Annotated in this window: 24 protein-coding genes and 1 tRNA gene; 13 read left to right on the plus strand and 12 right to left on the minus strand. The window is 58.2% G+C overall.

Annotated features, from left to right (window positions below; all coding sequences use genetic code 11):
- Nucleotides 1-90 precede the first annotated feature (90 nt).
- Nucleotides 91-1,857 carry an adenylate/guanylate cyclase domain-containing protein gene (locus VB780_RS27485; RefSeq protein WP_323354379.1) on the plus strand — a complete coding sequence of 589 codons (1,767 nt, stop codon included), beginning with the start codon at nt 91-93 and terminating at the stop codon, nt 1,855-1,857.
- Nucleotides 1,858-2,020: 163 nt separating this feature from the next.
- On the opposite strand, the gene VB780_RS27490 is transcribed toward VB780_RS27485, so the two are convergent.
- The 3 genes from VB780_RS27490 to psbZ all read right to left on the minus strand — a co-directional run bounded on the left by VB780_RS27490 (nt 2,021) and on the right by psbZ (nt 2,983).
- Nucleotides 2,021-2,092, minus strand: a tRNA-Gly gene (locus VB780_RS27490).
- 113 nt (nt 2,093-2,205) lie between these two features.
- Complete coding sequence (ribH, locus tag VB780_RS27495; RefSeq protein WP_323354380.1) at nt 2,206-2,781, minus strand: 6,7-dimethyl-8-ribityllumazine synthase; 576 nt, start codon at nt 2,779-2,781, stop codon at nt 2,206-2,208.
- Nucleotides 2,782-2,794: 13 nt separating this feature from the next.
- The gene (gene psbZ / locus VB780_RS27500; protein ID WP_017301429.1) at nt 2,795-2,983 is read right to left on the minus strand and encodes a photosystem II reaction center protein PsbZ; all 189 of its coding nucleotides are present in this window, start codon (nt 2,981-2,983) and stop codon (nt 2,795-2,797) included.
- A 166-nt stretch (nt 2,984-3,149) separates the two neighbouring features.
- Here psbZ and VB780_RS27505 point away from each other — a divergent pair, with 166 nt between their 5' ends.
- The 7 genes from VB780_RS27505 to VB780_RS27535 all read left to right on the plus strand — a co-directional run bounded on the left by VB780_RS27505 (nt 3,150) and on the right by VB780_RS27535 (nt 12,998).
- Nucleotides 3,150-5,921 carry a CBS domain-containing protein gene (locus tag VB780_RS27505; RefSeq protein WP_323354381.1) on the plus strand — a complete coding sequence of 924 codons (2,772 nt, stop codon included), beginning with the start codon at nt 3,150-3,152 and terminating at the stop codon, nt 5,919-5,921.
- 108 nt (nt 5,922-6,029) lie between these two features.
- Nucleotides 6,030-7,574: a hypothetical protein gene (locus VB780_RS27510; protein ID WP_323354382.1), complete on the plus strand. Its 1,545-nt coding sequence runs from the start codon at nt 6,030-6,032 to the stop codon at nt 7,572-7,574.
- 137 nt (nt 7,575-7,711) lie between these two features.
- Nucleotides 7,712-8,041: a DUF6825 family protein gene (locus VB780_RS27515; protein WP_323354383.1), complete on the plus strand. Its 330-nt coding sequence runs from the start codon at nt 7,712-7,714 to the stop codon at nt 8,039-8,041.
- Nucleotides 8,042-8,132: 91 nt separating this feature from the next.
- Complete coding sequence (locus VB780_RS27520; protein WP_323354384.1) at nt 8,133-10,016, plus strand: AarF/ABC1/UbiB kinase family protein; 1,884 nt, start codon at nt 8,133-8,135, stop codon at nt 10,014-10,016.
- 20 nt (nt 10,017-10,036) lie between these two features.
- Nucleotides 10,037-10,792 (plus strand): PP2C family serine/threonine-protein phosphatase, encoded by a 756-nt coding sequence (locus tag VB780_RS27525; RefSeq protein ID WP_323354385.1) that lies wholly within the window; start codon nt 10,037-10,039, stop codon nt 10,790-10,792.
- A gap of 526 nt (nt 10,793-11,318) precedes the next feature.
- Complete coding sequence (locus VB780_RS27530) at nt 11,319-11,513, plus strand: NblA/ycf18 family protein (RefSeq protein ID WP_323354386.1); 195 nt, start codon at nt 11,319-11,321, stop codon at nt 11,511-11,513.
- 612 nt (nt 11,514-12,125) lie between these two features.
- The gene (locus tag VB780_RS27535; protein WP_323354387.1) at nt 12,126-12,998 is read left to right on the plus strand and encodes a universal stress protein; all 873 of its coding nucleotides are present in this window, start codon (nt 12,126-12,128) and stop codon (nt 12,996-12,998) included.
- Nucleotides 12,999-13,016: 18 nt separating this feature from the next.
- Here VB780_RS27535 and VB780_RS27540 read toward each other — a convergent pair whose 3' ends face one another.
- The 4 genes from VB780_RS27540 to VB780_RS27555 form a co-directional block, all read right to left on the minus strand.
- Nucleotides 13,017-14,558, minus strand: a complete 1,542-nt coding sequence (locus tag VB780_RS27540; protein ID WP_323354388.1) for a serine/threonine-protein kinase — start codon at nt 14,556-14,558, stop codon at nt 13,017-13,019.
- 365 nt (nt 14,559-14,923) lie between these two features.
- Nucleotides 14,924-15,385: a hypothetical protein gene (locus VB780_RS27545; RefSeq protein ID WP_323354389.1), complete on the minus strand. Its 462-nt coding sequence runs from the start codon at nt 15,383-15,385 to the stop codon at nt 14,924-14,926.
- 146 nt (nt 15,386-15,531) lie between these two features.
- Nucleotides 15,532-16,704 (minus strand): anhydro-N-acetylmuramic acid kinase, encoded by a 1,173-nt coding sequence (locus tag VB780_RS27550; protein ID WP_323354390.1) that lies wholly within the window; start codon nt 16,702-16,704, stop codon nt 15,532-15,534.
- A gap of 2 nt (nt 16,705-16,706) precedes the next feature.
- Entirely contained in the window at nt 16,707-17,411 is a 705-nt protein-coding gene (locus VB780_RS27555; RefSeq protein ID WP_323354391.1) for a TrkA family potassium uptake protein, read from the minus strand.
- Between the two features lie 172 nt (nt 17,412-17,583).
- Between VB780_RS27555 and VB780_RS27560 the strand changes: the two genes are divergently transcribed.
- The 3 genes from VB780_RS27560 (at nt 17,584) to VB780_RS27570 (ending at nt 19,578) form a co-directional block, all read left to right on the plus strand.
- Entirely contained in the window at nt 17,584-18,747 is a 1,164-nt protein-coding gene (locus VB780_RS27560; protein WP_323354392.1) for a GuaB3 family IMP dehydrogenase-related protein, read from the plus strand.
- Between the two features lie 146 nt (nt 18,748-18,893).
- Nucleotides 18,894-19,223 (plus strand): nucleotidyltransferase domain-containing protein, encoded by a 330-nt coding sequence (locus VB780_RS27565; protein WP_323354393.1) that lies wholly within the window; start codon nt 18,894-18,896, stop codon nt 19,221-19,223.
- Nucleotides 19,195-19,578, plus strand: a complete 384-nt coding sequence (locus VB780_RS27570; RefSeq protein ID WP_323354394.1) for a HEPN domain-containing protein — start codon at nt 19,195-19,197, stop codon at nt 19,576-19,578. The genes VB780_RS27565 and VB780_RS27570 overlap by 29 nt, the downstream gene beginning before the upstream one ends.
- A 141-nt stretch (nt 19,579-19,719) precedes the next feature.
- On the opposite strand, the gene chlP is transcribed toward VB780_RS27570, so the two are convergent.
- From chlP to def, 3 genes are all read right to left on the minus strand, one after another.
- A complete protein-coding gene (chlP, locus tag VB780_RS27575) occupies nt 19,720-20,955 on the minus strand; it encodes a geranylgeranyl reductase (RefSeq protein WP_323354395.1) in 1,236 nt (411 codons plus the stop codon).
- Between the two features lie 249 nt (nt 20,956-21,204).
- Nucleotides 21,205-21,564, minus strand: a complete 360-nt coding sequence (locus VB780_RS27580) for a hypothetical protein (protein WP_323354396.1) — start codon at nt 21,562-21,564, stop codon at nt 21,205-21,207.
- 229 nt (nt 21,565-21,793) lie between these two features.
- Nucleotides 21,794-22,360 carry a peptide deformylase gene (gene def, locus VB780_RS27585; RefSeq protein ID WP_323354397.1) on the minus strand — a complete coding sequence of 189 codons (567 nt, stop codon included), beginning with the start codon at nt 22,358-22,360 and terminating at the stop codon, nt 21,794-21,796.
- 409 nt (nt 22,361-22,769) lie between these two features.
- Between def and dnaA the strand changes: the two genes are divergently transcribed.
- The gene (gene dnaA, locus VB780_RS27590; RefSeq protein ID WP_323354398.1) at nt 22,770-24,191 is read left to right on the plus strand and encodes a chromosomal replication initiator protein DnaA; all 1,422 of its coding nucleotides are present in this window, start codon (nt 22,770-22,772) and stop codon (nt 24,189-24,191) included.
- Between the two features lie 101 nt (nt 24,192-24,292).
- Nucleotides 24,293-24,889, plus strand: coding sequence for a YdeI/OmpD-associated family protein (locus tag VB780_RS27595; RefSeq protein ID WP_323354399.1), 597 nt, complete (start codon nt 24,293-24,295; stop codon nt 24,887-24,889).
- Between the two features lie 133 nt (nt 24,890-25,022).
- Here VB780_RS27595 and VB780_RS27600 read toward each other — a convergent pair whose 3' ends face one another.
- Complete coding sequence (locus VB780_RS27600) at nt 25,023-25,829, minus strand: fatty acid desaturase (protein WP_323354400.1); 807 nt, start codon at nt 25,827-25,829, stop codon at nt 25,023-25,025.
- A gap of 69 nt (nt 25,830-25,898) precedes the next feature.
- Nucleotides 25,899-26,672, minus strand: coding sequence for a sterol desaturase family protein (locus VB780_RS27605; RefSeq protein ID WP_323354401.1), 774 nt, complete (start codon nt 26,670-26,672; stop codon nt 25,899-25,901).
- Nucleotides 26,673-26,761: the final 89 nt, after the last annotated feature.

Genomic DNA, 26,761 nt, shown 5'->3' on the forward strand with positions numbered 1-26,761 from the left:
AAAGCAATGGTGAGGGAGGTCGCGGCGTCAATGTGCCCTGGGTACCATACAGGTAATCTTGAGGGGTGACACCCCCCACGGCCCCACCCCATGAACCTGCGCCAAAAAACGTTGCTGCTGACCACGCTGCCTCTGCTGGGGCTGATGATGCTTCTCTACGGCAGTTTTTCCCTGATATTGCAGCGCAGCTATGGTCGCCTTGAACAGCAGGACGCCCAGCGCAACCTGCAACGGGTGGACGAGGTGCTAGCGGGCGACCTGGCTCAGATCCAGAGCCTGACCGAAGACTGGGCAGCCTGGAACGACACTTACGCCTTTATCCAAGACGGCAATGCTGACTACATTGAATCGAATCTCAGCAAATATGCCTTTGAGAGTCTACAACTCAATGTTGTAGCCCTGGTTAATTCCGACGGGGAGATTCTCTACGGCACCGGCTATGACCTAGAAAACCGTACCTTTGCGCCCTTACCAGCCAGTCTGGTTCAGCAGCTTACCCCCGCTAGTCCGCTGATGCAGTTTGAGCACTTGGCCGCCCACCATCAGGGGTTGATGATGGTAAACGGCCACCTCACGCTGGTTGTTGTGGAGCCTATTTTACGCAGCGATGCCACTGGCCCCTCTAGGGGAGCGTTGCTCATGGGGCGTACCCTCAGTCCCAGCATCGTCGAATCTCTGGCGGAGCGCACCCGATTAACGCTACAGATCCATCCCCTGAGCCAAACTGCCCTACCGGAGATGCTGCAACCCATTCTCACTGCGCTTGAGACGGGTGCCGACCCAACTACGATGTCAACCTTGATCCGCCCCCAGGACGCCAATACCCTGATGGGCTACACGCTTTGGCCAGACCTCTATGGCAATCCCCAGGCGCTGCTAGAGGTCAAGCTACCCCGCGATATTTACCGGCAGGGGCAGATTAGCCGCCACTATCTGGGCTGGTCGCTGCTGGGCTCGTGTCTGGCGTTTACCGGCGGTATGCTGCTGCTGCTCGATCGCGCTATTTTGCAGCGGCTGCTGGGGCTAAGCCAGCAGGTACAGCACATTGGGCGTTCCAACGATCTTACCCAGCGGGTGTCGGTGCAGGGAAACGATGAGCTTAACCACCTGGGCAATCAGATCAACGACATGCTGGGGGAGCTGCAAATCAGCAATCAGAAGCTGGCCCAGGAGCAGCAAAAGGCGGAGCAGCTCTTGCTCAATATTCTGCCCGCTGCGATCGCGGGCGAGCTGATGCAGACTAAGGCCTCTGTTCCCCAGCACTTCGATGAGGTGACGATTTTATTCGCCGACATTGTGGGGTTCACCAGCCTGTCACACCACCTGTCGCCCATTAAGCTGGTCGATCTGCTCAACCAAATTTTCTCCGCCTTTGACAGTCTGGCCGAACAGCTCGATTTGGAGAAAATCAAAACCATTGGCGATGCCTATATGGTGGCGGCGGGGCTGCCGACGCCTCGCCGCGATCATGCTGAGGCGATCGCCGAGATGGCCCTGGCCATGCAGCAGGTCACCGCCTCCTTTCAAGCTGAGTCGGGGGAACCTCTAGAGATTCGCATCGGCATCAATACTGGGGTGGTAGTGGCCGGGGTGATTGGCACCAAGAAATTTATTTACGATCTCTGGGGCGATGCGGTCAACGTCGCCAGCCGCATGGAGGCTTCTAGCGAGCCGGGCCAGATCCAGGTCACGGCCGCCACCTACGAGCGTCTGAAAGACAGCTACTGGTTCGAGTGGCGGGGCAGCATTGCTATCAAAGGCCGGGGGGAAATGGAAACCTACTGGCTGCGTGGACACCGGCCCGAAGCCCTATTTTGCGCCCTGCGCAGGGGAGACATTCAACCCACGGTTCGTTAGCTGACAGGCGACCGATAACTCGCCGAGTAGAAGATGACAGTTGAGAAAGAGTAGGGCGGGTTAGGGTACAGCCTGTAAAGCACACAGTGAACCCAAAACCTAGCCCCTAGCCCAACAGAGTTTGGTTGGCGGACTGCTGAAGGAACCGCACCAGAATTCAATAAGCGGGTAACGCGATTCGAACGCGCGACATTCACCTTGGCAAGGTGACGCTCTACCACTGAGCTATACCCGCATAAAACCAGAGTTGGGGAGTAACCCGTTTCGCTGGTTTTGACTCTATCTAGAATCTCAAAAAAGTGTAACTATGTCAACATCTTTTTGAGTTTTCTCTGACGGCCTCCAACCCTAGACCGAGTCCGAATCTGGGACAACGACGGCCTGGGTGGGTACCGGCATCCCAGGCCCTAAGCGAGCTGAGCCGTTGCTGGCACCGCTACCCATAGCCGAGTGAATCACCCCCATCAGACTGGCCATTTCCAGAGCGCTCATGGCATAGTCCCAACCGTGGTTAGCCTTGATGCCCGCCCGTTCTAAGGCCTGCTGCAGGGTATCGGTGGTGAGTACGCCAAAGATGATCGGCACCCCGGTTTGGAAACCGGCCGCCGCTACCCCCTTGGCCACCTCCGCCGCTACATAGTCAAAATGGGGAGTTGAGCCCCGAATGACGGCTCCCAGACAAATAATCGCGTTGTAGCGACCGCTGAGGGCCAGCTGCCGCGCCACCAGTGGAATTTCAAAGCTGCCGGGTACCCAGGCATAGTCGACCTGGGTGCCCTCAGGGTTAACGTCTATTCCATGGCGCTTTAGGCAATCCTGGCAGCCCTCCAGCAGTTTACCCGTGACTAAATCGTTAAATCGGCCTAGCACAATGGCAAACCGGGGAGAGCCTGTGGAGACTAATGTGCCTTCAAAAACCGCCATAAATTATGTTTATTTACACCACAAAGTAGTTGAGGCCGCCGACGACCACCACCAGAGCGCCCCAAATCACAGAGCCAAAGAGGATTAGGCGTTTGGACTGATCCCAGTCTTGGGGAGAGGCGTAGGCCACGGGCACGTACACCACCAGCACAAACGACATCAGAACCAGGGCAAACAGCGCGAGTTGAAACAGAATTACCATGGATTTATATATGCTCTCTCAAACACAGCAGCGGAGACGGCGGTGAACAACCTGATTAACAGCCCAGGCTAACAGCCACACTACCCTAACCAGTACGCTATCAGAAAGAGGCCCCGCCGGAAAGTATGGTGGCCCAAAAGTATAGCTCCGCTATGGCCCCAACCCTATGGACCTCGTCCTCTGTCACACCACCGCCGACTTTGACACCCTAGGGGCTGCCGTAGGGCTGGCGCGCTTGCAGCCAGGGCGGCGCATCGTGCTGACCGGGGGCAGCCATCCGACAGTGCAGCGGTTTTTGGCCCTCCACCGCGATGAGTACCCGCTGATTGAGCGGCGAGCCGTTGACCCCAGCCAGATCCGCCGCCTCACCCTGGTCGATGCCCAGCAGCGCGATCGCTTTGGCCCAGCCGCCGACTGGATCGCCCAGGCCGAACACAACCAGGTACCCATCGAGATCTACGATCACCATCCCACCAGTGCCACAACGGTGCATGCCCAGGCGACGACCATTGGGGCGGTGGGAGCCGCCACTACCCTAGTGGTGGAGTCCCTGCAAAAACAACAGATTGAGCCCAGCGTGGCGGAAGCCACGGTTATGGCCCTGGGCATCCATGTCGATACCGGGTCGCTGCTGTACGAGGGCGCTACGGCGCGGGATGCCGCGGCTCTGGCTTGGTTGATGGCCCACGGGGCCAGCCTCTCTATCATTGCCGATTTTGTAGAACCAGGGCTGAGTCCTGGGCTGCAAGGGTTATTGACAGAGGCTATGACCTCCCTCCATAGCGAAACCGTGGGAGGCCACACCCTGGCCTGGGTATTACTGCGTGTCGATGGCTATGTGCCGGGCCTGTCGGGGCTGGCAGAGCGGCTGATATCTTTAGCCGATGCCGATGCGCTGCTGTTGGGGGCCTGCTACGCCGCTAAAGATGCTGAAGACGGCGACCTGTCAGATCGAGAGCCGTCCCACCCATCGCTGCCGCTGCAAAAATTGACGTTAATTGGCCGGGCCCGAGGTCGGGTTAGCGATCGCCTCGACTGGGGCACGGTGCTGACTACCTTGGGCGGCGGCGGACACCCGGCGGCGGCCGCCGCCAGCCTCACGACGGCGAACCCGTTGGGAACAGTACAGGAGGTCATGGCGGTGGTGCGATCGCACCTGCCCCACCAGCCCACCGCCCGCGATTTGATGTCATCGCCGGTACGCACCATTCGCCCCGACACCACGATCCACGGGGCTCAGCGTATTTTGCTGCGCTACGGCCACTCGGGCCTATCGGTGGTCGATGAGGGCGATCGCCTGGTCGGCATCATCTCGCGCCGCGATCTGGATCTGGCGCTCCACCACGGCTTTAGCCATGCCCCCGTGAAAGGCTATATGGCCACCAACCTCAAAACCATTACCCCCGACACCCCCCTGACGGAAATTGAGCATCTGATGGTGACCTACGACATTGGTCGCCTGCCGGTGCTGCACCAGGAAACCCTGGTGGGCATCGTCACCCGCACCGACTTGCTGCGTCACCTGCACCAGGGGCAGCCCTCCCCCTCGGTCGAACCCGCTCTGCTAGATCCGCCTGCTGCCATTACCCTGCGGCATGCTCTAGAGGCTAGTCTATCCCCAGTCTTGCAGGACATTCTGCGGCAAATCACCGCCGCCGCCGAGGGGCGGGGTTGGCACCTCTACCTGGTGGGCGGTGCGGTGCGCGATCTGCTGATCTGTAACAACTCAGGTTCAGCGACTCTACCGGATCTCGATCTGGTGGTCGATGGCTTCTTCAGCACCGCGCAGGTGGGGGCTGGGGTTGATCTGGCGACCGTGATCAAAGACCAGTTTCCAGAGGTCGATCTACAGATCCATGGGCGGTTTCAAACGGCATCGCTGGTCTGGCGCAAAGAGTTAGATCATCCCCTGGCCGGGCTGATGATTGACATCGCCACCGCCCGCACGGAGTTTTACCCTTACCCCGCCGCCAACCCTGAAGTCGAGGCCAGCTCCATTCAGCAAGACCTGTACCGCCGCGACTTTACTATCAATGCTCTGGCGCTGCGGCTCACCAACCCTGGGGCCGGGCAGCTACTCGACTACTTTGGCGGGCTGATCGATCTGCGCCGGGGCACCATTCGCGTGCTGCACGCCAACAGCTTTATCGAAGATCCCACCCGCATCTATCGGGCGGTGCGCTTTGCGGTGCGGCTGGGGTTTAGCCTCGACGCCCAGACCGAGGGCTATATTCACCACGCTATGGCCAGCGGGGTATACGCCCAAATGCAGCACCAGATGCGGCGAGCCCCAGCTCTCCAGGTGCGGCTCAAAAATGAGCTGAAATACATTCTTGAGGCTCCCTACTGGCCGTCAGCGCTGGCCCTACTCGATCGGCTAGGGGCGCTGCGCTGCCTGCACGGCGATTTGGCTATGACTCCTGCCCTATGGCAACAGCTGGGACGCCTCAGCCGCTGGTCAAAGCGCTTTAACTGGCCTGACCTAGGGCAGCCCTGGCTGCTGCGACTCCAGGGGCTGCTGGCCGCTGTACCGGCGGCGGCGCGATCGCCCCTAGCGGCTGACCTCCAGCTGCCCGATCGCGCCACTGAGCGCCTGACCCACCTCGATGACTGGGAGCATCAGTGGCTAACTCTCGTGGCCACCGACCCCGCTCCCAGCGAGCTGTACGCTGCCTTCAGTCAGGCTGACACTCCTACCCATCTGCTGGTCAGTGCCCGTCACCCTCGGCAGCTAGGCCCGGTTCTGTGGCGCTACCTCATGGAGTGGGCCTCTACGGCACCGCTGATGGACGGCGAGCAGCTTAAAGCCCTGGGGTATCGCCCCGGCCCTAGCTTTAGAACCATGCTAGAGGCGCTGTTTGCCGCCCAGCTCGACGGCACGATCGCCACCCCGGCTGAGGCCAAAGCCTTCCTAGTCCAGCACTATCCTCCGCCCTAGGAAGACTCCCTAAGCTCTTCTAGAAGCCCCAAAATATTGTCACACCTGGCCCCCCGCTGGGCAGAGAACGGGGTAAGGTGGCAAAGTTATTGACCGCTGGCTGCTCCTATGACCCTAGCCGTGGGCACCGCCCTGCAAAATGGCACCTACGTGATTGATGCCTGGGTGGCCGAAGATGCTATTGGCCCAGTCTATTTAGCTATGGATGTGCCCAAGGGGCAGTGGATACAGCTGCGGATTTTGGGTAGCCGCAGTCCAGAAACGCTGCCCGACGCCCCCCAACGGCAAGAGTTCTACCAGTACCTCACTCAGGTGGCTGGGCTCAAACAAGCCGCGTTTCCAGCGCGCCTAGAGGGCTTTGAAGAAGAGGGCGTCTGCTATCAAATTCTGGACAGCCCCCCGGGCATGCCCCTCGATCGCCTGGTAACTGAGGCCAGCCCTCTGGCCCCCCAACCTGCTCTGGCCATTGTTCGGCACCTGCTAGATGCCTTAGCAACGCTTCGCCCCCTGGGCTGGACTGAGCTGCGGCTAACCTCTGACCAGGTGTGGTACGACCCCCAGGCGCGAACTGTCACGTTCATGGGCTTTGATCTACCTCAATCCATCGCTTCTCAGGCCGCTTCATCGGAGGCGATCACCCCCAATGCGATCGCCTCCGATGAAGCAGCGCTCGTCCGCGGACTCACTCATCTTCTGTACTTTTTGCTGACCGGTCAGCGGGCTGAGGCCACCCATGCCCCGCTGGCGGTCGAGGTTCGCCGCCGGCATCCTGAACTTCCTACGACTGTCGACACAGCGATGGCTCTGGGCAGCCCCAGACCCTTAAAGGAAGCTACACCAGACTTTCAGCCGCCGGAGCCCACCCTTACCCTGGCCGAGTGGACAGCCCTGCTGCCCTCAGCCCAACAACTCCCCGCTGCCCCGTACCCCAGCGCCGCACCCCAGCCCCTGACCAGCCCGGCTCGGGCAGTGCCTCAGCGTTTTACCGGCCCGGCGACGGTAGCAGTAGGTAGCCAATCCGACCTCGGCTCCCAGCCCCAGGCGCGGATTGACCACCCCCTAAACGCCAGTGCCCCTGCTGGCCCAACCCGGCGGCGATCGCTGCCAGCGCTGGCCCTGGTGGTAACCGGATTAGCGGCTACGGCCAGTGGCCTGGGGTTTGGCCTCTATGCCCGTCTCCAGCCCGCCAGTTCGGCTAGCCAAGAGCGCCTCAATCCCAACCAGTCGTTTCCGCCCCTGCCCGACTGGAATGGCAACGACCTCTGGCAGCCCTGGAGCGATGCCCCGGCCCAGCGCGATCGCCCCGACTACGGCAGCACGCCACCGCCAGGCTCCGCGCCATTGCCTGACTTCACTCCCGACCCCCAAGAACCCGCCGCTCCTCCCCCGGCGGTGCCCCAGCCCGAGATCGTCCCCGAGCCGACTCCTGAGCCTGTGGAAGACTGGGAGGCTCCAATAGAGCCCCAACCTCAACCCGAATTTGAACCCCTACCGCCTAGCGAACCCGCTCCGCCGCCAGTGGTCGAGCCAGCTCCCGTACCGCCGCCCCTGCCGGCTCCCGTACCGATAGAACCTGCTCCAGCGGAAGGGGCGGCCCCGCCGCCTCTGGTTCCCCCACTGCGCCCCCCAGCCCCAGCGCCGTCGTCTAGCTAAACTGCTGGCGGCGCTATACTTTGCCAAGCGACCCAGAATTTAAACCAATATCCGCCCAGTGCTAGAGGAATAAGGACGTTATAATTCTCTACAGTTGAACGAATTATGTTACATCACCCGTTTTTCTGAGGTTTACCATGAGTAGCCCTGTGCTGCACGCATTTTACGTCGGCCGCGCCCTGGCTGATGCGGTTAACGAACGCGCTGAGCGGTTGTTGACTGATGGCCTAAGCCTGGTGGGCAAATTTGACGCCGAGCAGCGGGAGTACTTCAGGCAGTTTACAGACGAGGTGATGGTTCGAGCCCAGCAAGCAGAGGCGGAAGCCGGGGAAATCTACACTGGAGGCCCAGCATCGGCTGCCGCGGGTTCGGCCACCGACCTCCAGGCAACCATTGACACCCTGCGAGCTGAAATTGCCCAAGTGCGGGTCGCTTTGCAGCAGTATCGGGCCACCTCCCAAATTTGAAGACTGCCTCGGGCTAGGTCAGCCTAGGCTAAGGCCCTAGGCTGTGTTGGTCTGTAAGGTTGCTGTCATCCCTTCTGTTCTAGGAATCTGAGTGTCTGCTGTTTCTGACTCGTCTGCATCGGCCAAGCTGCCCGCCTCTCTCAACCATGGAGAGGGCGACTTAGGGCATGTTCAAGGAATGGACGATAGCTTGAATAATTTGGATGCCGAAGTGGGGCTAGACGGCAATGCTCCCGTTCCTCTAGCGTTGGCCAGCACGGCGAGCCTTGATCCCACCAGTGGTGAAAAGGCCATACCTTTTAGCCAGGATGCCTACCGCTGGAACCGAGGCCGCTACTCCCGCCAGCGCCGCTTTGTCGATATCTGGAGTTTTGTGCTGCGACTGCTGTGGGCGCGATGGCTCTACGGCAAGTCTTGGAGCTACGGTGGCACCATGACTGCTGAGGCCCAAGCCGCCCGGCGGCGTCAGCTGGCCGTCTGGATTCGTGAAACCCTGCTCGATCTGGGCCCCACTTTTATCAAGGTAGGGCAGCTATTCTCAACCCGAGCCGATATTTTTCCCATCGAGTTTGTCGAAGAGCTGTCTAAGCTCCAGGATCGGGTGCCGGCCTTTAGCTACGAACAGGCCCGCGACATTATCGAGGCGGATCTAGGCAAACCCGTCCACACCCTCTACCGGACTTTTGACCCGATTCCGCTGGCGGCGGCAAGTCTGGGGCAGGTGCACCGAGCCCAGCTGCACAGCGGTGACGAGGTGGTGGTCAAGGTGCAGCGTCCGGGGCTGCGATCGCTCTTCACCATTGACCTATCTATTCTCAAGGGCATTGCCCACTATTTTCAGAGTCATCCCAGCTGGGGTAAAGGCCGCGACTGGCTGGGGATTTATGAAGAGTGCTGCCGCATTCTTTGGGAAGAAATTGACTACCTCAACGAGGGCCGCAACGCCGACACCTTTCGCCGCAACTTTCGGGGTGAAGACTGGGTCAACGTGCCCCGCGTCTTCTGGCGGTTGACCTCTTCCCGGGTCGTGACCCTGGAATATTTGCCCGGCATCAAAATTAGCCACTACGACGCCCTTGAGGCCGCTGGGCTAGATCGCAAGCGGCTGGCTCGACTGGGGGCCCAGGCCTACCTTCACCAACTGCTTAACAACGGCTTTTTCCATGCTGACCCTCACCCCGGCAACATTGCGGTCAGCCTCGATGGGTCGCTGATTTTCTACGATTTCGGCATGATGGGCCAGGTGCAGCCGGTAACTCGCCAACGACTGATGAGCACCTTTGTGGGCATCGCCCAGCGCAACGCCGAACAGGTGATGGATTCCCTGGTAGAGCTGGGGGCGCTGGCAGAAATCGAGGACATGAGCCCAGTGCGTCGCTCTATCCAGTATATTTTGGATAACTTCATGGACAAGCCCTTTGAGGAGCAGTCCATCAACGCCATCAGCGATGACCTGTATGCGGTCGCCTACGATCAGCCCTTTCGCTTTCCGGCCACCTTTACCTTTGTGATGCGGGCATTTTCAACCCTGGAAGGGGTGGGAAAAGGGCTCGACCCCGAGTTCAACTTTATGGAAGCGGCTAAGCCGTTTGCTGCACAGCTTATGTCTAATGGCAATCCGTCCGATGGGGCAAACAGCCTACTGGGAGAACTCAGCCGCCAGGCCGCCCAGGTCAGCACCTCTGCCCTGGGCCTGCCCCGGCGCATCGAAGACACCCTCGACAAGCTAGAGCGGGGCGATATTCGCGTGCGGGTGCGTTCGATTGAGACCGATCGCGCCCTACGGCGGATTAGCGGGGTGACGATGGCCAACAATTATGCCATTTTGGTAGGGGCGTTTACCCTTTCGGCAACGGCACTATTGCTGTCGGAGTTTGTCTGGCTGGCCCTAGTGCCCGGTTTACTGGCGGCGGCTACTGGAATCGCATTTTTGCGATCGGTGCTCAAGGTCAACCGGGCCGATCGTCTGCCTTAATGGTTTAGCCCGAGTTTGCTATGGTGGATCGCATTTTTTCAGGGCTGTCGGATCCGGGCCTGCTGCGTACCAGCAACCAGGATGATTACTACATCGACCCCGAGGGCCGATTTTTTATTGTGGCAGACGGCATGGGTGGGCACGCGGGTGGGCAGGAGGCCAGCCGCCTGGCCACGGCGGCTATCAAGACTTTTTTGCACCAGCACTGGCCGTCTGAGACAGCGACGGCTCAGTTGTTAGAACAGGCTCTACGCCAGGCTAATAACGCTATTCTCGACGACCAGCGTCGCCATCCCGAGCGGGGCGACATGGGTACTACGGTGGTGTTGGTCACCTTTCGCGACAGCGACCCACAGCCCTGGTGTGCCCACGTGGGCGACTCTCGCCTCTACCGCCTGCGGGGCCACCAGCTCGATCAGCTCACCGAAGACCACACCTGGATTGCCAAGGCCATTCGGGCCGGGGAAGTCACGCCAGCGCAGTCGCGCAGCCATCCGTGGCGTCATGTGCTGTCGCAGTGTCTAGGGCGCGACGACCTCACCGAAATTGATATTCAGCCCATTGAGGTGCACAGCGGCGATCGCCTATTGCTGTGTAGCGACGGCCTTACCGAAGAGTTATCAGACCATCTGATTGCCTCTCACCTAAAATCAATTCGTGCTTCTGAGGCAGCGGCTACAGCCCTGGTCAACTCTGCCAAACAGCGGGGGGGGCGAGATAACATCACCGTTGTAGTGGTAAATCTATCGTCGCCGCCAGGTGGCAGCGACAGCTAACTCCGGCCGACAAACCGACTCCCCCAAGGGTAGACATTTTAATCGCAGTAGATCAGCCCTTCAGGGGATGTCATTGGGTTAGCAACGGCATTTATAACGGCTGACCGCGGCGACCTAAAGCGCCGCATCTATGGAGTAATGCGGGCGGAGTGCCCCTGCGCCTCTGCCATCTTGGTCTGAACAAAGAATATGTTAAGAAGTTTGCCCTGAGCATTTTTACTTAAGCGACATTGCTAAAAATTGTAAATTCTCGACCGACAGATGTCGGTTTGGGGATGACTTGTTATATTCGCTCATAACACCCGTGACTGGATCTTTGTCAAATGATTGTTATAATTTGTAAACCATCGCGTATTGGCCAAGGTCAGTGCTGTGGTTACAACTTATTCCAGTAGGGATCCTAGGTGCGTTGGGGTAGCTTCTCCTCCGGGAGGGCTAGTTCAGGTCATTAGGGCAGTAACTCAGGCTAAGCCTGGAGGTTACAACCCGTCACTGGGGTGTTGTTCTCTCTCTCAGGAGTAATTCCATGAACGAACCGATGCAACTTTCTCTGGAGCAGCAGTTTAGCCTCAAGTCGTTTGAAACCCAGGTTGACAAAATGAGTCGGGAACAGGCCCAGCAGTTCCTGGTCAAGATGTACGAACAGATGATGATGCGAGAGACAATGTACAAGCACTTTCTCAAGCACGAGTGGGGGATTGGGCCGAATCCTCAAATGTAGTGTCTGACGTCGCCAGAACAGCATGAAGACGGCGACCTCCCTCTCTTGCAGGATTCTTTTTGAATCAGGCCGGGGATGTCGGGGCGTCACCTTCGATGCTATTGAACAATCCAACAGCGGCAAGTTTTGGCTCTGTCTCCGGTCAAAGTCTATCCCTGGCATAGCGATAGTTTTCAAACCGATCTAGATCGGTTAAATTCATTTTTTTCCCATGATGGTGCTGTTGGTCAGCCCAGGCGATTGCATCGATGCACCCTCAGTCCCTGCTTCCCAGCGAAATAATTAGTTTTAGCAGACCACAATTTCTCCTGCAGCGAGAGCAGCGAAAGGTGGTCAATTCAGTCTTCTCTGGTGCTCAATTTTTCCCAGTCGCCAAGGGTTTGAACGGTTGACATCGCTACGGTCACCGGCTGAGCGCTTTAGCCAGGTTCATGAAACTCGGCGCAAGAGAGCTAACGCCCCGAAGAGGGGTTGAAACAGCCCTGTCTAACGTTATGGTAGTGGAAAGGGCCTCTCTGATGGCTGACAACAGTCTGAGGGGAAAGGCCACACCGATCGCCGGATGGGCGATCGCTAATCTTGTACGCTTTGTTGCACCTGAACGGGGGATCTATGTTTCAGCGCGCGCTCATCTGTACCGACTTCACCGACGGCATCTACCGTCTCGCTCAGTTTGTGCCGAGCCTCGTCGCTGGAGGGTTTAAGTCCCTGGTGTTTTTTCACAATGTATCGGTAGACGGCGAGTGGGAGATTCCGCGAGATAGCCCAGAGCTGCTAGAGGAGCCTCGACAACGATTGAAAACGCTGCTGCGAGATATACCCGACGGCATTGATGTAACCGTTGAGGTGCAGATGGGCCGGGCCAGCGAGAGCATTTTACGCCTGGCTAAAAAGCACCAGGCTGACGTAATTTTTTTGGGTAGCCCTACCCGCACTCTGCTGGAGGAGAAGCTATTTGGCAGCACCACCGCTGGCCTAGCGGAAAAGACCGCGATTCCCATTGTTATTTTGCGGCCCCAGCTCGTGTCGACCTATACTACCGCTGAGCTAGAGCTGCGCTGTGCTCATCTATTTCGCTACCTGCTGGTACCCTACGACGGCACCCAGGGGGGCAAGAACTTAATCAAGAATATTCACCAGCAGGTAGAAAGCAATCCTAACTCGGTGCTGGAACGGGTGCGCCTGCTGTGGGTCATCGATGAAAACGTGCGCCGAGCTTTGCGGGGCGACAATCCTATGCAGCAGGCAGAGCAGGAACTCGATCAGCTCCAGGCGGAGCTGGCTGCCCTCAATCTGGTGGTCAACACCACGATTGTCCAGGGCAGTCCTCTCCAGGAAATTTTGAAAACTGCCGAAATTCATGACATTGGGGCGATCGCAACCTGCTCCGGAAATGCTGGCGGCATTCTCAAATGGTCAGCTCCTAGCCTGACCCGCGAAATTATGCGAGGGAGCTGGCATCCTGTGCTGTTTTTCCCCAGCTAGGCCTAGCGCGCTAGGGCTTTAGTCAGAGAGGCTAGAGCCCGTATCGACGTAGATCGACTCTAGCTTTTGCAGCACCTTGGCCTTAAGTTTGGTCTGCAATTCATTGCGCAACAGGTCGCGGCTGGTGGCGATCGCCCCGGTAGAGGGTCGGCTGCGAGCTGTTAGCGCCCACTCCTGGAGTAGGCTGCGCTGGGGGTCAGAGACGTTACAGCTCAGCACATGGGCACAGGGACGCGGGTTTTCTAGGGCAAAAAGCAGCAGTTTATAGCTGCCCGTTTTGCCCAGCAGCCCGGCCATGTCCTGACCTAGAGCAGTTTTGAGATCGAGATAGCAGGGCAGCCAGCGGGCACCGTGGGTGCTGCTGTAGAGCACCGTCAGCCACAGCATCATGGGGTGAGGGGCCATGGTGCAGATAAAGGTGTTGTAGCGGGTGCTAACCAGCCGCCGATTGATTTCGGCTTCGGGCATCATCGCCCACAGGGTGGCTAGGGGCCCCTGGCTGGTAGGCAGCGGGTGAGGAAAAACAATCTCGGCTACAGGCTTGGTGCTGGGCCACACCGTCAGTTTACAGACCTGATCGTCTTTAAGCGCCTCGGTAGCCGTTGGCTGGCGAGTGACGGGCACCCGATTGAGGGTGGTGCCAATTCGCTGGCTAATGCGAAAGCCGTTGACGTAGCGAGCCTGGAGGGGCTCTAGAATTTGCAAAATTTCCTGGGTGCTCTGGGGGCGATCCTCGACGGGCTTGACCATGCAGCTCATCACCAGATCTTCGAGCAGCTTTGGCACTTTAATGCCGCTGGCCACCTCGCCCATGCGCTTGGGCGACTGGGTCTGATGCACCTTATACCAGCCGCCAAAGGTATGGCTGCTGGCCCGCAGAGGTAAGTGGCCCGTCAGCATTTGAAACATCATCACCCCGAGGCTGTAGATATCGGAGCGGCTGTCGAGATCGCGGCCCTCCATTTGCTCAGGGGAAGCGTAGGCCAGGGTGCCCATGAAGCAGTTGGTCTGGTCGCTGTCGACCTGCATGAGCTTGGCAATGCCAAAGTCGAGGATCTTGGCCAGCTCCCCCAGGGTGGGGTCTTGCACAATCATGATGTTGCTGGGCTTGATATCTCGGTGGATGATGGGCACCGGCTCAGGCTGGGTCTTGAGAATAATGCCTTCATGGGCGGACTGAAGGCCCAGGCAAATTTGCCGAATCAGCCCCAAAAATCGCGGAATGGGCAGGGGCTGGAGATTGATCAGGTGGCTGAGGCTTTGCCCCTGAAGGTACTCCATCACGTAGAAAGGTACTCCTTCGTCGCTGACGCCATAGTCGGTGACCCGCACTACGTGAATGCTTTTTTGGCCCAGCTGAGCGCAGGTCATGGCCTCTTGCATGAAGCGCTCGCGCATTTTTTCGCCGGGCAGAGTTTGGGAAAGCAGCTTAATTGCCACCTTAACGCTGCCCAGCAGCAGATCTTCGGCTAGATACACCCGCCCCATCGAACCCTGGCCAATGGGTTCTAACAGTTCGTAGCGATTTGCTAATTTACAGCCTAGGTTTGAGTCAGCCATAGAACGGTATTAGCCAGTAGGCAGGGAGGGGCAGGCAAGACGGGGGGATACATCAAAGCGGGATGGAGCAGCGACAGGTTAAGGAAGCAATAGATCTAGCCTTTTCATTAGGCGGGGCAAGCTGTCCGGCGGTGCACAAATTGAAACTGGAGCCCGCCCATCGCCCCCGTCGTCCTAGCCTGTAGAACAATGGTGCCCACTGAGGCCAGACCGACTCAGATTCCATCCGAATTTGGCATCCTGTAATATCTCGAACCAGGCTTGGCCCAAGACAACAGGTTATAGAGTTACTGTTCCCAGATGCGCCTAAAAGGTGTTGTTTTCACTGTAGTACATTCTGCTTGAAGCATTTATAGAGAGACGGTTTACATCCCTGCCGGAGAAGCGCCCTGCAGATGAAGGGTGGCTTCCATGGCGCTGGTCAGATAGTGCCCCGTCATAATGCCGCTAGAGAGGTGGTAGCGATCGCTGTCGAGGCGGTACAGAGTCTCAAACCCCGTGCGGCGCTGGCGATCGCCCAGAGCCCAGTAGCGCTGAATGATCGAGTCGGGGGCTACCCAACCCTCTCCTTCAACCCGACCCAGCAGGCTGTGCTGCAGCACAAAGGTGTACTGGCAGTCGCCGCTGGTCAACCGTCCCCGATACTGAAGCGCCATTTCGTTGGGCTGGGTGTCGGGCATCACCAGCTTCATCACCATGGTGAACCAGTCGTCGCGGCTCCAGGCGACTAGAATTTTTCCCTTCACTGGGGTAGGCAGCCGATCGCGCTCCATCCAGCTGCCCTGAAGCGTCCATCGGCCAGGCTCAATTAAAAAGCTATGGTCCACACATTGCTCCCTCAGACCTTGACTGGCCGGTGACATCCGCTGTGTCGTTGGTGATGTCCGCCATGGCCCGCTGTCCTTCGTCCTTTGCCTCTCAAGCATACGCCCTATTGTTCAGACTGGGGTATGGGGCTTTGGCACCCCTGTCCCTAACGGGGCAAAGCCTCATCGTTGCCGTGGCCGAGCACCACGGGGCGAGCGGCCCCGGTAACCGTGGGCAAATTGCCGGGGAAGCCCTGGCGGTGCCAGTAGCCCAGTACCGCAAAGGCGATCGCCTCCTTGTAGCTGGCCGAAACCCCCACTGCATCGGTGGGCTGCACCGCCGTCTCGGGCAGATGGGCCTGGAGGCGCGCCATCAGCACCGGGTTGTGGCTACCGCCGCCGCTCACCAGCAGGCGATCGGGCCGGGCGGGCAAAAAGGTGCGATATTCGTGGGTCACCGAGGCCGCCGTAAATTCGGTCAGAGTGGCCACCAAATCGTGAGGGCTTAACCCCTGCCCCTGGGAATCCTGGCGACACTGATTAAAGAACTCCCAGCCAAACAGCTCACGCCCGGTAGATTTTGGCGGTGCCTGGGTGAAGTAGGGGTGCTCCAGCCACCGCTGGATCAGCGGTAGGCAGGGGGTGCCCTGGGCCGCCCAAGCGCCGTCCACATCGTAGGTGAGTGCCCCCGCCGAGAGGGTATGCACGGCAATGTCAATCAGGGAATTGGCTGGCCCTGTATCCCACCCCAGCACCTTGGGGGCACTGTCCCGGCGATTCCAGGGGGGCAGATAGGCAACATTGCCGATGCCGCCCAGATTTTGCACGCAGCGCCGCTCGGTAGGGTGGCTGAGTAGACAGAGATCGACAATGGGGGCGAGCGGCGCCCCCTCTCCCCCGGCTTCAATGTCGGCCTGGCGAAAATTGCTGACAGTGGGTAGGCCGGTGTGCTGGGCGATCGCCGCCCCGCGCCCTAGCTGCATTGTGTAGGCCAGCCGCACTGGCCCCTGGTCGGGCAGCGCCGGGCGACCCACCGGGCGATGAAACACCGTCTGCCCGTGGGAGGCAATCAGATCGGCGGGGCCAGCCTGGGCGATCAGCGCCTGGGCCGCAGCGGCGAAGGTTTGAGCCACGGCATCGTCGAGGGTGGCTAGCTGATCGAGGGCGATCGCCTCCCCCGCGCACAGCGCCAAAATCTGCTGGCGCAGATCGTCGGGGTAAGGATAGGCCAACCCCTGAATAAACGACACCGTTAGGTCGTAGCCATGGCCCTCTAGCTCGACTAAAGCAGCGTCGATACCGTCTACGGAGGTACCGCTGATTAACCCAATTACGCGCATGGCTATACCGGTAGACGCTCTAGACCTTTATTGCTGCCAATCACCACCATCAGCCCCCCGGCCTTGAGCCGGGTGACGGGGCTGGGGTTAATTTCAAACTGGTCGGGATCATTGTCATGGCTGATGGCCAGCAGGGTGAGCTCGTAGCGATTGCGCAGGTCGAGATCCACGATGGTTTTTTGGTCAAAGGCCTGGGGCACGATGATCTCGGCAATGCAGTGGTTGGGGTCGATCTCAAAGCGATCGAGAATGCCGGGGGACGTGAGAGAACGGGCCAGCTCACAGCCCATCTCGTGCTCTGGAAAGACCACATGGTCGGCCCCAACGCGATCGAGCAGCTTGCCGTGAATCTCAGACGACGCCTTGGCCACCACATTCTTGACCCCCGCCTCTTTTAGGTTGAGGGTGGTAATGATGCTTTCTTCTACGTAGTTGCCGATCGCCACAATCACCGTATCAAAGTCGGTAATGCCCGCTTCGCGCAGGGCCGAGGGCTGGGTGGTATCGAGCTGAAGGGCATGGGCCGCAATCTGGTCAGTCAAAGCCTGGCTGACCCGGCGCTCGTCGGTATCAGCGGCCAGCACCTCGTAGCCCAGGTTATTGAGAGTGCCGCACACCGCCCGTCCAAAGCGCCCTAAACCAATTACGGCAAACTGGCGATTGGGCGATCGCATTTTGCGCAAAAACGTCAGCGATGACAAATTCACAACCGTATCTTTACCCCGTTAAAAACTATCGCTCTGGCCCTAGTCTGACCAAATCTTATCACCCACCACCGTATGCCTAGCGTTAGCGGGGTTTCAGCTCAATGGCTATACGGCGAGAATTCTTTTTTGCTAGGCTAGCCTAATGGTTTTGGCCCAGAGGGTAAAGAAGGACGTGAATATACAACTTGGTCGCGGCAAAGTAGTCCGCAGAGCGTACGGCATTGACGAAATTGCCCTGGTGCCTGGGCCTCGCACCCTGGATCCAAGCTTAGCCAACACCCGTTGGCAGATTGGCGGTATTGAGCGCGAGATTCCCATCATTGCCAGCGCTATGGATGGCGTAGTAGACGTTGATATGGCCATTCGGCTTTCGCAGCTGGGGGCCTTGGGCGTGCTCAACCTAGAGGGCATTCAAACCCGCTACGACGACCCCAACCCTATCCTCGACAAAATTGCCTCGGTGGGCAAAGAGGAATTTGTGGGCCTGATGCAGAGCCTCTATGCCGAACCTATCAAGCCAGAGCTGATCACCAAGCGCATCCAGGCCATCAAAGCCGGGGGCGGGGTGGCGGCGGTGAGTGTGACCCCGGCTGGAGCCGCCCGGTTTGGCGCTAGCATTGCCGAAGCTGGAGCCGACCTGGTGTTTGTGCAGGCCACGGTGGTCTCCACCGCCCACCTGTCTCCGGCTGATATTAGCCCGCTCGATCTGGCGGCTTTCTGCGCTGAAATGCCCATGCCGGTGATTTTGGGCAACTGCGTCACCTACGAAGTCGCCCTCAACCTGATGAAGGCCGGAGCCGCCGCCGTGATGGTGGGCATTGGCCCTGGTGCGGCCTGCACCTCTCGCGGGGTGCTGGGCATTGGCATTCCCCAGGCGACCGCCGTGGCTGACTGTGCCGCCGCCCGCGACGACTTCTTTGCCGAAACTGGTCGCTATGTGGCGATCGTCGCCGACGGCGGTTTGGTTACCGGCGGCGACATCTGCAAGTGCATCGCCTGCGGAGCCGACGGGGTGATGATTGGCTCGCCCTTTGCCCGCGCCGCCGAAGCCCCGGGTCGTGGCTTCCACTGGGGTATGGCTACCCCCAGCCCGGTGCTGCCCCGAGGCACCCGCATCAACGTGGGTACCACCGGCAGTCTGGAGCAAATTTTGCGGGGCCCCGCCGGGCTCGACGACGGCACCCACAATTTCTTGGGGGCGCTGCAAACCAGCATGGGCACCCTGGGAGCCAAAGACCTAAAGGAGATGCAGCAGGTAGAAGTAGTCATCGCCCCCTCACTGCTGACGGAGGGTAAGGTCTACCAGAAAGCCCAGCAGCTCGGCATGGGTAAATAGCAAATCTGGCAGAGCCTCAATGGTTCGAGAAATGGCTTTTGGGACTCTAGAGTCCCAAAAGCCATTTTTTTGTTGAGTTCAAAGACATCTCTCTTTTTTGGTATCAGTAGCCGTGGCAGAATTGGTGAAATAGCTGGAGACAACCCATGGTTGACATGCAGCAAATTGAAGCGCTAAGTCAGCAAATTGCTGAGCAGTTTAACCCCGATCGCATTATTCTGTTTGGCTCCTACGCCTACGGCGAACCCACCGCAGACTCTGACGTGGATCTCCTGGTTGTTCTACCCTTTGAGGGCTATCCATTCCGTAAGGCTTCAGAAATTTTAAGGGCGACTGATCCCAATTTTGCGGTCGATTTAATGGCCCGAACTCCTGAACAATTTCAACAACGCCTTGAACTGGAGGACTTTTTCATCAAAGAAATTTGTGAGCAAGGTAGGGTTTTATATGAAGCCGCGCACCCAAGAGTGGGTTGATAAAGCTGAAGGAGACTTTACCACCGCCGGTCGAGAACTTGAGGCCACTCAAGCTCCAAACTATGATTCTGTCTGTTTTCATGCCCAGCAGTGTGTTGAAAAGTACTTCAAAGCTTGCCTCTATGAAAATGACATTCCCTTCAGCAAAATTCACGATTTACGCATCTTGTTGAAAGCTCTATTGCCGCTCGAACCAGCTTGGCAACAGTGGGAAAAAGCTCTAACGGATTTGACAATGGCCGCTGTTGAAGTCCGCTATCCAGGGTTTTTCGCCGATGAAGAGGTTGCGATTGAAATGTATGAACTGTGTGCTGAGGTGCGGCAGGCGGTGCGGCAAAGCTTGGGCTTGGTATGAAAAGCACTAAAGCGCCGTGTTAAAAATCGGGTTTCTCCTGTACCGAGACTCTAAGCCTTAAAAAGACAAAAACTGGCTTTGACAATACTCTGTCAAAGCCAGTCAGCTTGGGGGTTCAGAAAGGAACTGAGCGATCGCTACCTACCAGCTCCGAGTTGGCGCTAGCGCGTGGCCGCGAATCAGGCTGCCCACGGTTTTGGCGGTGATTTTCATCTGCACCAGGGGATTGGCGGGCACCACGGTTTTGTAGAGGTAGCTGTCGAAGGTGAGCTTCTGCACATCGATGTCAGAGCACATTTCGACAAAGGCCTCGCGGGTGGCGTCGGAACGGTAGAACACCGTTTGCAGCAGATCCAGCACCCTGTAGGTAATGCCGTACTGTTTATCCCAACGCTTGAGGTAGACCTTGAGGTCGGCTTCAGTGGGAATGCGCTGGCCATTGTTAGAGAATTCCACAATGGTTTCGGCGCACATGCGGGCCGACTTGGCGGCAAAGTAAATGCCCTCACCGGATGACTTGGTAACCGTGCCTGCGGCGTCGCCTACCAGGGCTACCCGACCGACAACGCGGCGAGGTCTGGGGTGCTCAGGAATGGGGTGGGCTTCTACTTTGATGATTTCGCCGCCCTCAAGGCGCTTGGCAGCGCGGGCGCGAATGCCCGCCTGGAGGCCCTTGATCTTGGCCTGGTTAACGCGCATGGTGCCGGTGCCCACGGCGACGTGGTCGTATTTGGGGAACACCCAGGCGTAAAAGTCGGGGGAGACATCGTTGCCCACGTACATTTCGGCTAGGTCTTCGTAGTAGGCCATTTTGTCGTCGGGCAGGCGAATGCGCTCTTGGAAGGCGATCGCATAGTTATAGTCCCCAGCCTTAATGGCCTTGGCGACGCGGGAGTTAGCCCCATCGGCCCCGATCACCAGATCGACCTGGAGCGACTTGTTGTCGCCCACCAGGCCGTCTTCGCGGTGCTCGGTGTAGTGGAGGGTGTAGGCTCCGGTCTCGGTGGCGGGGATTTCGAGGGTGTGGACGGTGCCGTTGATCAGCTTGGCCCCGTGCTGGGCGGCGCGATCGCGCAAAAAGCCATCCATCACCTCGCGGCGGCACATGCCGATGTACTCATCGTCCTTGAGGGTGCTGCCGATGTTGACCTCAACGTTGGAGGGGGAGATCATCTTCATCTTGCGCACGCGGCGATCGATGATCTCGGGCGGCAGATCAAACTCGTCAACCATACACAGGGGAATCGCGCCGCCGCAGGGCTTGGCGTTGTCGAGCTTGCGCTCGAAGAGGTACGTTTCAATACCGGCTTTAACTAACGTCTCAGCAGCCGAGGAGCCTGCTGGACCTGATCCTACTACTGCTACCCGAAGTACCAAGGGTGCTTACTCCACTTTGCAAAATGCTACCGATGCATCGTATCACGGGTTTTTGGGCATTTTGGGCCACTCCCGAAGGATGTAACCTGATTGAAATACTCGTTTACATTGAGTTATCCAGCGCGGGCATAAATCTATTATTCTGTCAGGGAAAATTCTATGGGCGCAGGAACTTAGTGGCTTAGAACCAAAGCCCTGGAGCGGCAACCCGCTCGGGACATTCTCACGCCTGGCTATGGACTCTTTACCTTATGCTGCCAAATCAATTCCTAACTCATCCACTAGCCAGTTGATTACCTGCTGCCGTTCGCCAGGGGTAAGGTAGAAGCGTCCTGTCTGGCGCAGGCGATCGTTCATGTCTTCCACATCGGCCAGGGTAAATAGCCCGGCGGTGCTGCCCAGGGTGCAGAGAATATCGTCTTGGCCCTGCTGGTCAAGCCCGCCGTAGCGGTAGCGGGCAATGTGCTGGCCCAGTCGGGTAAAGTCGTAGCTGTCTTGGGCCAGCCGCTGCTTTTTGGCGTCGGGAATGGGCTCTCCCGCCGCAATTTTGGCGTAGTCGGTATCGAGGATGTCGAGGTGGACAATGCGGGGCTGCGGATGGGAACTCAAGCTGCCTCCTTGGTCTGAGTCGAGCCAAAACTTCTGCCCAGGTTAGTTTGAACAGAGGTACCAGGGTAATAGATGGATGGGGGGTGGCCCTGATTTTGTTAAATAGATTTCAGAAATGGGCGATCGCCCTTGCATTACGAAACACGTCTTGGGGTAGGGGCAGACCCACGTGTCTGCCCTCGGAAATTTTGGATTGGCGATTTTGGATTTTGGCAAAATTACGCCAGGGTTAGGGCAAGGTAGCGATTTCCAGGGCTTGGTAGGCCGCTTCCGAGAGCAGGTCGGTTTCGGATTGAACGCGATCGAGAAACACCTTGCCCTCTAGATGGTCGGCCTCGTGCTGAAAAATGCGGGCGACAAAGCCCTCCCAGACCGCTTGCTGGGGTTGCCCGTGGCGATCGCAGTAGTCCACCTCAATGGCTCGATGGCGCGGCACGCGGCCCCGCACCCCCGGCACGCTGAGGCAGCCCTCCCAGCCCAGTTCCAGGTCATCGCTGGCGGAGACTAGGCGCGGGTTAATCAGCACCGTAGGCTCCATCAGGGGAGCGCGAGGATAGCGCAGGTTGGGGCGCGAGGCAATCACCATAATACGTAGGGAGTAGCCCAGTTGGGGGGCCGCAATCCCGACGCCGTTGGCGGTGCGCACTGCCGTCAACAGCTGGTCAATCAACCGTTGTATAAACCCATCTTTCACCGAGGCCACGGGCTGGGCGACCTGACGCAGTACCGGATGGTCTAGGGTCAGCACCGGGATTGTGGAAATTGGCTCTGGTGACGAAGACTCTGGAGTGGTCATGGATAGGCAATTGGGGGCAAACAGCGGGACGGGACGAGGATAGCTAAGCAATATATTGTAGTCATTGTATACATCTCCCCAGCGGCTGGGCTCCCATGGTTCAATAGACCAGCGGGACGCCTCCGGCTCCTAGCTCAATTGGGGCACCAGGGGATCCAATTTTTGTTAAAGCGCTATATGTAGAATCAGGGACATTTTTTACCTATATATCTAGTACCCTATAGATCCCCGACATGCGAGCTGGACTGGGCTGTCCCAGTCTACGGCTACGCCTCGGGAGAACGGTTCCACTGCCTTGGAAAGCCCCAGTTCTGGCGTCAGAATGCTAGCGGGCTAGGGAGTGCTGGCCCAATTAGCTAAATCATGCGCGATGTCTGCCCTCGGGCAGCGGTTATTTACGAGGTAAACCGTGGATCAGGCCCTGAATCGGTTGTGGGAAGAGGTGCTGAGCCAGCTTCAGGTGGAGCTGAGCCGCCCCACCTTTGAAACCTGGATCAAGCCCGCCCAGGCGCGGACCCTAAGCGATCGCGCCCTGGTAATCTCGACCCCCAACCCCTTTGCCCGCAACTGGGTGCAAAAGCACTATGCGGGCACCATTACCCAAGTCGTCAACAATATTTTGGGCAAGGCCATTGAGCTTCAGGTGACGGTGGTACCCGACGGCGATCACGCCTCGGCGGCGCTGCTGCCCATGGCCGAGGTCAGCTGGCCCACCGCCCCTCCCACCCTGCCCGCCCGCCCGACCCCGGCCTTGCCCAGTCGCCCAATGGCGGTAGAGTTGCCCGCCCCGGCCCGCGAGAACTACAACGACCTCAACCCCAAGGCGGTGTTTTCGCGCTTTGTGGTGGGGGCCAACAACCGCATGGCCCACGCCGCCGCCCTGGCGGTGGCCGAGTCGCCGGGGCGCGAGTTTAACCCGCTGTTTTTGTGCGGCGGGGTAGGCCTGGGCAAAACCCATCTGATGCAGTCCATCGGTCACTACCGGCAAGAAATCGCTCCCCAGGCGCGGGTGGCCTACGTCAGCACGGAGCAATTTACTAACGACCTAATCACCGCCATTCGCCGCGACAGCATGCAGCACTTTCGCTCCCACTACCGGGACGTGGATATATTGCTGGTGGACGATATTCAGTTTATTGAGGGTAAAGAATATACCCAGGAGGAGTTCTTTCACACCTTCAACACGCTGCACGAGGCGGGCAAGCAGATTGTGTTGGCCTCAGACCGGCCCCCCAACCAGATTATGCGGCTGCAAGACCGGCTGATCTCGCGGTTTTCCATGGGCCTGATTGCCGACATTCAGCCCCCCGACTACGAGACCCGGATCGCCATTCTGCAAAAGAAGGCGGAGTATGAGCAGGTGCAGATTCCCCGCGAGGCGATCGAGTATATCGCCGCCAGCTACACCTCGAATATTCGTGAGCTGGAGGGGGCACTAATTCGCGCGATCGCCTACACCTCGATCTCAGGCCTGCCGATGACCGTCGAGCACCTGATGACGGTGCTGAATCCGCCGACGGACAAAATTGAAGCCTCACCCAGTTCGGTGCTGGCGGCGGTGTCGGAACAGTTTGGTATCTCGGTGGAAGATTTAAAGGGAGCCTCACGGCGGCGGGAGATCAGCCAGGCCCGCCAGGTGGGCATGTATCTCATGCGCCGCCACACCGATCTCAGCCTGCCGAAAATTGGCGATGCCTTTGGCGGCAAAGACCACACCACGGTGCTCTACAGCTACACCAAGATTGAGAAGCTGCTAAAGCGCGATTTAGACCTAGCTCAAACCATTCGGCAGCTGGGCGATCGCCTCAGCATGGCAGAACGAGGTCGGTAAGAAATAGGTTAATGATGCTAGGGATGTCGCCGAGGTAGCAGGAACAATAGGGATGAATTGAGTACTCTGAAACTTGAGGACAGCTTGATTTTCTGACTCCCATGGCGGCCGAAGCGCCCGACAATTCTGTCCAAGTTGAAAGCCGTGCGGAGTGGCGCGCGTGGCTGGCGGCCAACCACGCGCGCACTGAAGGACTGTGGCTGATCACCTACAAGAAACGGCCAGGTAGGCCCTACGTCTCCTACGACGAGGTGGTCGAAGAAGCGCTGTGCTTTGGCTGGATCGACAGCAAGGGCAACAAGCTCGACGGCGATCGCACCATGCTGTGGATGGCCCCGCGCCAGCCGGGTACCGGCTGGTCGGCACTCAACAAACGTCGCATCGCCGCCCTCACCGAGGCGGGGCTGATGATGCCGCCGGGGCTGGCGAAGATTGAGGCGGCGAAACAGGATGGGTCGTGGGAGCTGCTGGATGCGATCGAGCGGCTGGAGATTCCCCCCGATCTAGCGGCGGCCTTTGCTGAGAATGACCTCGCCTCGGCCAATTTTGAAGCCTTCCCCCGCTCGGCCAAGCGGGGCATTCTGGAATGGATTGCCAGCGCCAAGCGGGCCGAAACGCGCGAGCGCCGCATTGCCGAGACCGTAGAGCTAGCCGCCCAGAACCTTCGCGCCAACAGCTGGCCCAAGCGCCCTGGCTAGGGCAACCGGCGATCGCCTGATTCAGCTCAAAATTGATAATGCCCCAGATAGCAGTAATACCAAATTAGAATCACAAAACCCCGATTCCCAACCGGCAAAACCGTAGAGGCAAATGGCATTTGCCCAGGGGAATCTAGGAATTACGCTGGCGCGCAGAAGGGAGCCGGTACCAGGGCAGATGGGGATATTCGTGATGCTCCCAGTGATAGCCAAAGTAGTAGCAGGTCAGCAGCGACAGCAGCCGCGGATAGTTGCTGCTAATTGCACAATGGGCGTTAGCTGATCGCTCAGATCGGTGGGGTAAATAGGTGCCAAATAGAAAGAGCTGCATTGAGCTGAGCACGATGGGCAACAGCCAAAATAACCCCAAATTGCTGGCAGAAATTTGAAACCCAACCGTGAATATTAAGACTATAACAACTAGCTTTAGCACCAGAACAGCCTGGTCTCGGCCTTTGAGATAACCAGCCATAAATTTCCAATACCAGAGGGCAATGCTGCGGTGAATGCCGTCGTGAAAATCGGGATCTCGTGCTTGACCCGGATACCGATGATGCTGCCAGTGGTTAACCGCAAGTTTCTGGTAAGACAGTGGGGCATATAGGGTTACGGCCAGTCGCCCAATGGCGTGGTTTAGGCGGCGATCGCCCGGCATAACCACCCCATGAATGGCGTCGTGGGCCACAATAAATAACCCCGTTTGAATGTAGGTTCGTCCCAACACTGCGACAAGCATCCACAACGGTTTGACCTGGCCTATATCGACCAGCAAGAGCCCTGCTAAACTGCCCAGCCAGAGCGCCACAATGGCCAAAGCGACAAAAATACCGGTTAAGGAAAAGGGCCGATCAAGACAGCCTACAGACTTCAGCAATACATACCTAGCATTCAAACGCGAAAATCGTTCCACCGTCGGTGGGTTGAGAAAACTTCGAACCATTGGGGATTTCATTTCTGCCTGCTGTTTGCTGCGCACGGATAAAGCCCTACCTAGTTCCGCCTTCCTGCACTAGGTATCACTAGAATCGAGCAGAAAATTGCTCAGGTTCTGCGTATATCTCGGGTCTTGGGTGCCCAGCAGCCGATCCCAAAATGTGAAGTAAAGCCCGTAGTGCACGGTGTATTTGAGATGGTGGATAGAGTGATGGGCCGGGCCAATTACCCACTGCCCCAGCCAGTGGTGAGGAAACAGCGTCGGCAAGCGATCTGGCCCCAAATGGTTGAGGATGGCCCATACGGTCATGGTGGTGAGCACGGCAATCATCGTGATGAAATGCAGCGGCAGCACAAAGATAATGCCCACTAAAAAGACGGCCTGAACCACGGCCTCTAAGGGGTCAAAAGCAAAGGAAGTCCAGGGGGTGGGATAGCGCGATCGGTGGTGCCCCCGGTGAAGCCAGGCAAAGAGTTTTGGGTGGTGAAACAGCCGGTGGGTAAAGTAAAAGTAGGTGTCTTGTAAAATTAATACTGCGCCATAGCTTGCCCCTAAATACCACAGCCCATACTGGTTGGGGTCAGCGTAGAGGTAGGTAGCCCCCTCTTGGTAGGCCGAGAGCACAAAGGCCGCAGCCAGGGCAAACACCAAAGCCGATAGGGCAGACAGCTGAATATCGTGGCGAATAGCTGGCCAGGATGGCGATCGATGGCGCAACTGAGGGTTCACAAACGACCGACTAATCGGTGAATAAAAGACCCAATAGGTAATGCCCGCCACCAAAAAATAGCGACACAGAATGATGCCTAAAAAGGCCATACTGTAAAACTCAAAGGATCGTTCTCTCAAGCTGATTAAGTTCCTTGCTAGGCCCTAAATAGTGCAGTCGTGGCCACCGGAAGTGCGCGCCAACAGCCTAGAGCGTGCTGGAGCCGCTC

This window comes from Leptolyngbya sp. CCNP1308 (assembly GCF_034932455.1).
Taxonomy (GTDB): Bacteria; Cyanobacteriota; Cyanobacteriia; order Phormidesmidales; family Phormidesmidaceae; genus Nodosilinea.